The organism is Vibrio sp. ED002 (genome assembly GCF_023277445.1).
In the GTDB taxonomy this organism is placed as follows: Bacteria; Pseudomonadota; Gammaproteobacteria; order Enterobacterales; family Vibrionaceae; genus Vibrio; species Vibrio jasicida.
This window is the reverse complement of record NZ_CP080239.1, coordinates 1,657,394-1,668,480: the sequence shown is the minus strand read 5'-3', so window position 1 is coordinate 1,668,480 and position 11,087 is coordinate 1,657,394. Positions and strand designations below refer to the sequence as shown.

General features: G+C 41.7%; 9 protein-coding genes. 4 read left to right on the top strand and 5 right to left on the bottom strand.

Annotated elements, in window-relative coordinates; all coding sequences use genetic code 11:
• Positions 1–14: 14 nt before the first annotated feature.
• The 3 genes from ITG12_RS24085 to ITG12_RS24075 are packed head-to-tail and all read left to right on the top strand — an operon-like array spanning position 15 to position 2,819.
• Entirely contained in the window at positions 15–773 is a 759-nt protein-coding gene (locus tag ITG12_RS24085; RefSeq protein ID WP_248874310.1) for a molecular chaperone, read from the top strand.
• Between the two features lie 2 nt (positions 774–775).
• Positions 776–1,813: an adhesin gene (locus ITG12_RS24080; RefSeq protein ID WP_248874308.1), complete on the top strand. Its 1,038-nt coding sequence runs from the start codon at positions 776–778 to the stop codon at positions 1,811–1,813.
• Positions 1,814–1,823: 10 nt separating this feature from the next.
• Positions 1,824–2,819 carry an OmpA family protein gene (locus tag ITG12_RS24075; protein ID WP_248874305.1) on the top strand — a complete coding sequence of 332 codons (996 nt, stop codon included), beginning with the start codon at positions 1,824–1,826 and terminating at the stop codon, positions 2,817–2,819.
• Positions 2,820–2,932: 113 nt separating this feature from the next.
• Here the strand turns inward: ITG12_RS24075 and ITG12_RS24070 are convergent, their stop codons facing one another.
• From ITG12_RS24070 to pbp4b, 4 genes are all read right to left on the bottom strand, one after another.
• A complete protein-coding gene (locus tag ITG12_RS24070; protein WP_248874303.1) occupies positions 2,933–3,319 on the bottom strand; it encodes a DUF2541 family protein in 387 nt (128 codons plus the stop codon).
• A gap of 279 nt (positions 3,320–3,598) precedes the next feature.
• A complete protein-coding gene (locus tag ITG12_RS24065) occupies positions 3,599–5,641 on the bottom strand; it encodes a glycoside hydrolase family 3 protein (protein WP_248874301.1) in 2,043 nt (680 codons plus the stop codon).
• The gene (locus tag ITG12_RS24060; protein ID WP_038882163.1) at positions 5,641–6,873 is read right to left on the bottom strand and encodes a DUF1343 domain-containing protein; all 1,233 of its coding nucleotides are present in this window, start codon (positions 6,871–6,873) and stop codon (positions 5,641–5,643) included. Before ITG12_RS24060 ends, ITG12_RS24065 begins: the two co-directional genes overlap by 1 nt.
• Before the next feature lie 43 nt (positions 6,874–6,916).
• Entirely contained in the window at positions 6,917–8,257 is a 1,341-nt protein-coding gene (pbp4b, locus tag ITG12_RS24055; RefSeq protein ID WP_050568894.1) for a penicillin binding protein PBP4B, read from the bottom strand.
• A gap of 696 nt (positions 8,258–8,953) precedes the next feature.
• Here pbp4b and ITG12_RS24050 point away from each other — a divergent pair.
• On the top strand, positions 8,954–9,670 hold the full coding sequence (locus tag ITG12_RS24050) for a GntR family transcriptional regulator (protein ID WP_248874299.1): 717 nt from the start codon (positions 8,954–8,956) through the stop codon (positions 9,668–9,670).
• Positions 9,671–9,720: 50 nt separating this feature from the next.
• Here ITG12_RS24050 and ITG12_RS24045 read toward each other — a convergent pair whose 3' ends face one another.
• Positions 9,721–10,920, bottom strand: coding sequence for a D-galactonate dehydratase (locus ITG12_RS24045; RefSeq protein ID WP_038882161.1), 1,200 nt, complete (start codon positions 10,918–10,920; stop codon positions 9,721–9,723).
• Positions 10,921–11,087 lie beyond the last annotated feature (167 nt).

Here is an 11,087-nt window from a genome sequence, read left to right as displayed (position 1 = left end):
GTAGTTGAGAAGTTATGAAAAAATCAATTCTAGCCGTCATGTGTTGTTTGATGGTTTCGGCATCGGCGAATGCAGCATTGGCTTTAGACCGAACTCGTGTGGTTTATGAAGGTAACTCAAAGGTAGAGACCGTCAAAATAAAGAACCCCGCTGACATTCCATTCTTGGCGCAATCTTGGTTGACGGACATGGACGGAAAGGATGTAGAAGACAAATTCATCGTTGTTCCACCCGTGTTGAGAATCGAGAGTAAAGATTACGCCATGCTGCGCATCAAATCTTTGCCAACGGTTTCCCAGCTGCCGCAAGACAGAGAAACGGCTTACTTCTTACATGTTCGCGAAGTGCCGCCTTCGGAGCATGATGATCATGACGATGCCGTCGCAGAGACCGCCAGTGGTTCTATCCAGATTGCGATTGAATCGGTGATCAAATTTTTCTATCGACCTTCCAGTCTGGACAAGATTAAGCGCATCGATAAAGCGGTGGCGAGCGCGACCAAAATTAAGCGCACGGGCAGCAATAAGATCTTGGTAGAAAACGGTTCGCCATTTTACGTGACTTACTCTGAATTGATGGTGGGGAAAGCGAAGAAAGACGCGGCGGGTTTCACCCCTGTGATGTTGGCGCCTTTCACCAGCAGAACGTTGAAAGTAGAAAAAAGTGACCGATACACGTTAAGCCACATCAATGATTATGGAGCCACGGTGAGCAACACCTATTTCTGCAATGCAAAAAACATTTGCACGGCCAAAGACGAAAGTGAGGGGTAATTATGAAAGCATTATTTCTGACACTTTGTTTGCTTGTTACGGGTCTTTCAATCGCTCCCAATGCGTGGGCATTAGCCTGCTTTAGCACAGAAGCTGGTGGTAGCTTTGGTGGTAGTGGCCCCGGCGGTGTAAGTAGTTTCTACATTGACCCTTCTGCATCGGTACCTATTGATGCCCCTGATGGGCAAGTGGTATGGCGTGGCCCGTCTCAAACGGTGAATGTTACTTGCTATAAAGATGCGACGAATTTCCCTCACCTGAAGGATTTCCCCGAACAAGTGTTCTTTTGGCCCGGTAAAACGGGTGATACCGTCGTCCCGAATATTCCCGGTATTAAGGTGGGGTTTCGATATGAAGGCCGAGATATTTATGGCGTAAAAACGGCAGTTGATGGCTTCAGGGTCCCTCAATGTAGTGCTAGTGAAGATAACAACGCCTGTGAATCACGCACTAAAACATCCAAAACCATTACATACCAGCCCATCATTGTTACGGGGCCGGGGGACTTCTCTGGATATAGCGCGCCGGTCAACATTTTCCAGTTAGATGGGGAGTTAGGTTACAACGGTGCGTATGCGAACTACCGCAGCGTAATTCAGAACATGGACATCCTTAAGCCTTCTAAATGTTTGGTTGAGCTGGAGATCAAGAACAATAACATCGACTACGGGCGCATTGGTGTGGACGATATTGTGCAAACCGAGCCTCGCCCTCTCACTATTATCGTTCGCAACTTAAAGTACGGAGCCGATTGTCCATCCGTTAAGCTGCGTGGTTATTTTGATAACGTGCGTGATCTGACCAACCGATCTTATGTGCCTGTCTTTGACGAAAGCGGCAAAGAAATCAAATCCTACGGCATCAAGCTTTACACCCCAAGTGGTGAAGAGGTGCAACTTAATGAGCCTGTCGGTGATGGCTACGAAGTAGAGCAAGTCGGCTATGACCGTTACCTCGCCAAACTGGTGCCTTTCGACCCTGCCAACATTAAGAAAGGGAAGTTCGAGGGAATGGTGGTGTACACCGTTTCTTACTTATAGGGGAAGGCTTGTGAATTACAAACAAATGATTTTGTTCGCGATTTCTGTTTTTGCACTCTCCCCAGTTTTGGCACAAGAGGCTCAGCAAGTCGACGAACCCGAGAAAGGCGTTATCGATACTTTGGTATCCAATGGGTTGTATTTTCAAGTGGGAGGGGGACTCGCTCAGTTTAAAGACGATCCTTACAAGCACGACAACGACATCACCAGTTTGAAGTACAGCTTAGGTATCTCGACGCAGTCTTTTGATTATGAGTTAGGCTATCGCAGCTTATCGGACGGCAATGGTTTTGACATGAAAGGTTTGGACATTCTCGCCAAACACAAATGGTCACTGTGGCGCGATGGTGGTTTGTTTGCTGGTGTGGGTGGCTACGTCTACAACGCCGACATGGACAAGCCTCAGTTAGATTCACCGACAGAAACCAGCGGCGTGGCACCGTACTTGTCGGTGGGCGGTTACTATGCTCTGAGTGAGTACATCGACGTCTCGTTGCAATTCGACAATCTGTTTAATGTCAGTGTGATCGATCAGTACTACGACAAAAAAGACACCAAGCAGTTGCGTCAGGTGAACTTGTCTCTGGTGCTTCATCCGTGGTCGAGCAGCAGTTACGATCCGCAACCTATTGAGCACATAGAGGATACGCCAGAAGAGCAAACCGTGATTCTAGCGGAGAACAGTCCGGTTTATAGCTATGACGATGCATCGCTCAACCCTGAGATGGAAGCTCAGTTGATGCAGTTGGCCACTCGAATTACTGGGTTGGAAAGCTATGAAGTGGTGGTGACAGGGGGGGCAGACAGTAAGCCTGCTTATCTGGAGTACAACAATCACTTAGCGAAAGAGCGAGCAAAAGTCGTGGCAGATTTCTTGATTTTGCATAGCGTGAAAGCGAACAACATTCGTCTTGAGACGTCAGTCATTGAACAAGAACATCGCGAGCAAGCCGCGCGTAAAGTCGAAATTACGGTCAATGGAACCGAATTGGTTGTGCCAGAATAAGAGCCTTCTTCGTTTCTGACTGACAATAAAAATCCCTCGCCAATCGACGAGGGATTTTTGTATTCGTAGAGAGGAGGATACTCATCCCTTTTGAATGTCGAGATCAGTAACGATTAATCGTTCTTCTCTTTACTGTAAACGCGCACGCCCGCTTTAGAGCCTTCTGAGTTACCGTATACTTCGATGTTTTTCACACAGCGACGGTAACCGAAGTAACGCCAGTCGGTCATCTTGTCTTTCTTTAGATCACGGTGGAAGCGAATGGTTTTCTCGTCACCGTTTTGGAATCGCACAACGACCTTTCTTAGTTCTAGGTCTTTCTCTGCTTTCACTTTGATCGCGTTGGTGTTGCGGCAAATCACCATTGGGATTTTTGCAGCTAGGTTACCGTGCTCAAGCAAGATAGTACGACCTAAAGTGAATTTATCGTCTGCGTGTGCAGGAGCGATAAGTGTTGTTGCAGCCAATGCTGCCGTGATAATAGCGGTATAAATTCTCATTTAAAAAATCACCAAAACACAGGAGCGCGAATCATAGTCGAGCTCAATAAAATTCAGCTAGCAATATTTTTCTTTGTGAATGAAATTTCACAGTCCGCTGACTTTGATTGCATAAATGTGAGAATTTAACGTGTGGGAGAAAAAGTAAGTAGCGGTTTGGGGTAGAAGATATGAACCCATCGATGCCACAAGAGTTGTTGGAAAGCACAGAGGCCAAGATTTGAATCAAAACAAGGGCACGGAATGTGCCCTTTTATGTTTAGGTTTTACTGGGGAGGCTTAGTAGGAAAGGCCATGTCCTATTGGATATTTCACTTCACCCAACACAGTGTTTCCATCTTCATCGAGCTCTATCTCATAGACATTGACTGGGAGTCGTCCTTTTGGCTTGTTTACCCCCATTAATGTGTCGATAACAGCCGGTAGAGAAGGGCCACGCATTGAACCATTTTCATAGCCGTAGTAGTTGTATGCAGCTATAGATGTATCAACAATATCGTCATAATTCACAATATCGTAGGGTGCTCGAAGAGATAGGTGAACGGATTGTTTTTCCTTTTGTGAGGCGTACTCAAATAAATATCGAGCGAGTTGCTCTTCACTCATTGACTCGTCGGTAGGAAGAGTCGAAGCACGTACTAAAGAGTAGTTCGATAAATTCTTCGGTGCCTTCGTGCCTTTTGAAAATGCGACCATCTTAGTTGCGTTTGGTATGCCATCGTCTTCAACAGGTGAAGGTGCAGTGGAATTAGTACCAATAACTAGAGTATCTGTATTATCAATATCAACAATGGCTTCATCCCAGCTTGTGTTAGAAAATTTGGTTCGTGAGATGTCAAAGGGGGATACATTATTTCGTTCTAGCTGTATTTGTATTGCTGCGCCCTGTTCTTCCCATGGGGTTATAATATGAATTTTACCAAGTGTGCTTGCGTTGGCTGGGAGTAATCCATTGTTTTTAACAATGGTAATTGATTTATCGGCGATCTCCTTTTCTACTTCTTTGTGTTCGCTGGACTGAAGCACTTCTAAGCTATAGCTGTAGACATCCTCGAAGTCAGTTGCTCCATTTTCATTCAAGATATTGTTTTCAAGTTTTGTCAAAATGATCCTTTTTACCGAATCATCGATCAATTCTATCGACAGTTCTTGTTTGTCTACGGCTTCCATTACAGCATCAATAATATGTGTAACTTTGTTATCGTCTTTCTGTGAGTAAAATTCAGTTGGCATCAATGCAATGTCAACGCCTGCATTGAATAGTTTCACAACCGCATCTTCTTCGGTGAAGTAATCTGCGATTCCCTTCATATCTAATGCATCAGAGATAGTTAATCCGCTATAACCTAGCTCGTTTCTTAATAACTCAGTTTGAATGTGATAAGACAAAGTTGCAGGGACAAGGATTTCAGAGCCTATAGGAGTATCGTCGGTTTCTTTTGACGTATAGAGGACGGAGTCATCAAGTGCAGGATATTGGATATGTGCGGTCATAATCATATCGGGTTGTGTGCCTGCCTGTATTGTTGATATATAAGGGTATAGATCGGTCGCATACGCTTCTTCTAGCGTCTTGTTTACGCGTGGTAAACCATAGTGAGAGTCAGCTTCGGTATCACCATGCCCTGGAAAATGTTTAAAAGCAGATACAACGTGGGCATCTGACATCCCCATGCTTGTCTGGCCACCAAGTACTCCTACATCTTCGGGAGACTCACCAAAAGAGCGCACATTGATAACAGGGTTGAGTGGGTTACTTTGTACGTCAACGACTGGGGCAAAGTTGACATTAAACCCTATAGAACCGACCTCTCGACCTAGAATTAAGCCCTGCATGTAGGCTAGATTATCATTAAATTGATCGCTCAGGTAAGCTGCACCAAGAGCCATATTACCTGCGAAGTTTGTTGCTTGTTCTCTTGGAAGGCGTACGACGTTTCCACCTTCTTGATCAATGGTCATGAATAAGCCTAAAGGCTGGTCATCACTGACGGAATCTTGCATATCCCAGATTAGGCGAGCGGTATTCTTGATGCCATCCATGTTTGAGGAAAAAAGGATTACACCACCGATACTTTCCTCTTTGATCACTCTTCTGACACTTTCGTTTATTTGAGTCAATCCTGTCGAACATTCTTCCACATCATCGGCACAGAAATAACGAAATGACATGGTGATTTTTTGCGCTATTTTTTCTCTGGTTGTCATCTCCGATAAGATACTTTCAGCGCGTTGTTCTAAAGACTGTTCATTACCGTCTCCATTATTGCAGCCGGATAAAGTTCCCAGTATTGATAAGATACAGAGTGTTTGTTTTTTCATTATTCCCCCTCCGATTTGTTGCTCTGTTCTGTATAAATTAAGTATTCAGTTCTCATGTTTTCGTAGCTACTGAGATTGCTATCCCAAGAGGCTTCAATGTCTTCTAATGGGACGCCATTTATGATCATTGGCAGCACTTTATCCGTTCCGAGTAACGAGCTTAACCACTCAGGTCTATCGATGATTTCAGAGCTCGCATAGCCCATATCACGCATGTTCCAATACCAGTCATAAAGTGGCTGAAGAGTAAAGTTGAATGGGCTGGTTTGAGAAACTTGATAACTCTCACCGTAAACATATTGGCCCCGTTGTGGCCAAGTAGCGGAGGTGTCATCAAGCAAAAATTCAATATTTACTTTGAGTTGGGGATCTGGAAAAGCGATTACCTCGAAAGGTGTTTTACTGCCACGTCCCACACTGATGCTTGTTGCTTCAAATAGACCAAGAGAAGGATAAAACTGTATAGCATTGTCGGTTTGAAGATTTGGAGAAGGAGGGGTTGGTAGAGAGTAGTGAGTGCTATGGTCGTAGCCTTGCATTTCAGCTACAACAATGTCCTCTTTTGGTATCTGAATACCGTTAGAAAGCCATCTTTCACCGTTAATCATGTTGGCAAGTTCACCGACTGTTAAACCATGAACTACGGGGATCGGGTGCATGCCAACGAATGAGGTGAACTCTGGTTCCATGATGGGGCCGGCAACATAATCCCCATTTGGGTTTGGACGGTCTAGAATGACAATCTCTTTGTTGTTCTCAGCCACGCTCTCCATTACGTAGTGCATGGTACTTATGTAGGTATAAAAACGTACACCAACATCTTGTATGTCAAATACTAAAACATCTACGTTCTCAAGATCTTCCGCTGTTGGTTTCTTATGGTCGCCATAAAGTGAAATGACGGGTAAGCCGGTTTCGACATCAATGCCATCTTCGACTTCTTCTCCTGCCTCTTGTTCCCCCCGGATACCATGTTCAGGTGCAAAAAGAGTCGTGACATGGACTCCTTGACTAAGCATAAAATCTATAGTGTGTTCGCCATTAGATAAATGCGACGTGGGATTGACGACTAAACCTACTCGTTTGTTTTGTAAGTACGTTAGATATTGGTCGGTATTTTCTATACCAAGTGTTATTTTAGTATCAGTTGTATGATTATCATCATTATTATTACTCTGACATCCCATAATAATAATAATTAATGGTAGTGCTGCATATATATATCGTTTCATGTTTTGTACTCATGTTTAAATATAATTTGTCTTTTGGTGTGAATCAGTTAGATAGATTAAGAGATTTATATATTTCTTCAAAAATAGGGTCATAATCACCTATTTTCATTTTGTCACCTTCAAATGCACCACAAACCGCCTCTCCGCAGTCCATCTTTATATGTGTATTCTTTTTATTGCTTAAAAGAATGACCATTAATTCATTATCCGGATCGATTAGGGATGCTGTCCCTACCCACCCGGAATGTCCGTAAGTATTTTCACTAGCATAGCGACCAAATAACCATGTATTTTCGTGCTGATAATTTATATTCCATCCTAATGCATAACCACTTTCTTCATGGTTTTCTATCGGAGTTAAAAATTCCTCTATGGTTTCTTCAGAAAAATATTGAACGCCATCAAACTCTCCACCATTAATCATGATGGACATTAGAGATAACATATCTTCAACGGTAGAAAATAACCCAGCATGACCAGCGACACCTTCCATTGAGTAATAAGCTTTTTCATCATGGACTTCGCCCTGAAGCGTATGCTCTCGAATGTTATTAAAATGAATTTGTCCTTCTCTACTATTGCCATATATTTCTGTTGCAGCAAAATCATCTAAGGTGAAAGCATTGCCATAAAGGGGGGAAGTCAACATGTTATATCCGGTTCTCTCAAGTCCCATAGGCTGATAAAACGTGTCATGCATAAACTTGTCTTGCGTCATACCCGTAATTTTTTCGATGATTTGCCCTAATATCATATAGTCAATATCAGAGTAGGTTACAGCGGTGTGAGGAGCTTGCATCAACTCGGTCTTGAGCATTATGTTTAAAGTCTTTTCGCGAGACTGGGAGTACATATCCCCTGTTTCTTTGTAGAATTCGACACTTGGCTTATGCCCACCTTGATGCTGTAAAAGGTCTCGTACTGTTATCTCAGACTTGCCTTTGATCAGGTCGGTAGGTTGATCTGCGAACTCAGGAAGAATGTCTGATACATGTTGATCTAAATCTAATTTCCCGTTAGAAACCAAATATTGAATTGCGTAGTTAGTAGAGAACATTTTTGTGTTTGATGCTAGATCGTAAATAGTATTATCTACCGCTGGAATTAACTTCTCACTAGGTAGGCTAACGTCATTATTATGTTCAGTGCTGCCGAGTGGTCGTTTTGGTGTATATTCATCATGGATTTTAATGTATCCATAAGAATCAATTTTTATAATATCTCCTTTATACCAAATACCAATGGTTGCACTAGGAAAACCATCAGATATATCTTGCTTAATCACTTTATCAACATTTGAAAAGTCATAAGTATCTTTTGAGTTAGACTGACAGCCAACGGTCATCGATAAGAATATAAATGATGTGGCTATTTTTGAATTCATAATACACCTTGTAAAGAGTCGTTGTTTTCAATAGATACTATTTAAGGAAAATTAAGTTTATTGGTATATTCGTCACAAAATAGTTTATTCCATATTTAAACTGTTTATACTCAATGTGGAATATTTTATTACGATATTGGTTCAAGGCTCTATGTAGGCAAGGAAAATGATTAGTATATTTTGGAATAACTTTTTAAGACAAAATATTTATTCGTGATACTGATTCAAGTGATGGTAGATATTCTTAATTAAACGACTATTGTTTTGTGATAGAGAGTCTCAATTATAATCTTTAGTTTTAGTAGATCTACTTACGACAACTCTAACTTTTCCTGAACTCATCAGTTAATGACAGATGCAATGGCAGTCTTACTGTGTATCTCTTTCATTTAAACTTCGACAGGTACGATGAAGCTCAAAAACATTAGAAAGGATCTAGTTACTTATCGTGGTCTCAGGGATTCAATGATGAGCATCACTTGATACAGCATATGGTATGTTTGAGCCGTTATGAACTCGATCCACTTACTGAAAGCGCCACTTTCACAACAAAAATAAGAGATGGACACCTAGTTAAAGCTATCTAAATTATTTTGCTTTCTTATAGCTGTTTCTTAGCTTAATTGAGGTATTTGGATTATATTGATAAGTAAAAAATGGTATAAATTACTTATTGTCGATAATAATTGAATGCTTATGAAGAAATACGAAGAACTAGTTCAAGATATCATCAGTAAAATTTGCCAAAACGTCATCGATGTGAAGTTACCATCTGAGCGTGAATTGGCGGAAAAGTATGATATTTCTCGTTTTTCGGTACGAAAGGCGCTATCTAAACTTGAAGCGATTGGTATTGTGAAATCCAAAGTAGGTTCAGGTTATTTCGTTAATACCTCAATTATTGGTTCGCCACTCATCTATAATTCGGTTACTGAAAACAAATTTGGTGAGATTTCATACAAGAAAATAAAGCTGAATAAACGTCTACCCACTACGCATGAAATGCAGGTGTTTTCTATCGAGGATGATGAATATCTGTGGAATATTAAACGTCTGCGATTAATTCAGGGAAAAGTTACTCAGATTGAGGAAACAAAATTACCCGTAAGTATGTTTCCTAAAATTACCGATGAGATTATTGAAAGTTCACTACAGAAACACGTATTGTCTCTAGGTTTAGAAATCGACAGTTATTTAACGAGTTATCAAGCAATTAACGTGTCAAAAGAAGATGCAGATTTACTCGGTTGTAAACGTAATAGTTCCGCGATGAATATTACTAATCGAGGATTCTTAAAAACAGGTGAAGTCTTTGTGGTGAGCGATATTATTGATATTAATTACCAGTGTACTTATCACACCAAGTTTAATCCCGAGAGTCTTAACTACCGAGATCAAAACGACCGCGAATAGCGGTCGTTTTTAGGTCTGCATTTAACGCCGTCGCTAGGACAAATGAGGCATTAAGGCGTATGAATACTGCCGTCTGGTAAACGGCTTTGCGTCCATTCGTGTGGGCGGTATTCAACAGGGAAGTCTTGTGCCGCTTCGCGATCCATCTCCACACCGATACCTGCAATTTCAGATGCGTATAGGTAGCCGTTGATTGGCTCTGCTGCGTTCGGGAAGACGCGCTGTGTATTGGTTTTGTACTCTACATGTTCTTGAATCGCAGCGTTATGCAGATGCACATTTAAGTGAGTATTCACTGCGGCGCCAATCGGCGTCATATCTGGTGGGCAGTGCCAAGCAATACGAACGCCAAAGCTCTCACAGAAGTGACCGAGTTTCAGTGCTGGTGTGATACCACCGATTTGCGACACGTGGCAGCGGATGAAGTCGACACGGCGATTGATGATCAACGCTTTCCACTCTTCAGGGTTGTTAAACAGCTCACCCAAAGCCAGAGATACGCTCGATTGGTTGCGAATATTATCCAACCATTCTGTTTGACTTGGCGGTAAAATATCTTCAATAAAGAACGGGTTATACTGCTCGACTTGTTTTGCGAATTGAATCGCTTGGTTCGGGAACAAACGCTCGTGCACATCGTGAAGAATATGGAATTGCTTACCATATTTCTCACGTAGATTTTTGAACATTTCTACTGTGTTTTCAATATATTGATCTTGATCGTAGTAAGAGCCTTGGGTTGGGTTTTGTGCTGTTTGAATATTTTCTGGCACACCACCGTAAAAGCCTAATTGACAACGAATATGTTGATAACCTTGCTCTAAGTATTTATCGACTTGCTCATACAAGCCTTCCATCGTATCACTGGTGGCATGTGTATATACTTGAATAGCATCACGAGACTTACCACCGAATAATTGATGAAGCGGCATGTTAGCTAATTTAGATTTAATATCCCAAAGTGCCATATCAACACCAGAAATAGCATTGTTGATCACTGGGCCATTACGCCAATATGCATTGACCATCATCATTTGCCACAGATCTTCAATATTATTCGCATCTTTACCAATTAATAATGGCTTAAGATATTCATCAACCATGGTTTTTACAGCCAATGGTCGCTGTTGGAACGTCGCACAACCGTAGCCCGTTACACCAGATTCTGTTTCTACAATAACAGTAATCAGGTTATGTCTGTCTGGCTTGGTAATCACGCACTCAATATTTGATATGGTATTTTTGTTCACTTCAAACTATCTCTGGTTAACAGGATTTATTTTATATAAGCGTGAAAAAATACAAATTACAAGCGGTAAATTATGCTTAAATTTAACTGGTTCGTTCCTGTTTTGAATTCGGTAAGAAAAACGAACCAATTGGCTAAAAATGCCGAAAATTTAATTTTTAGTCGTTT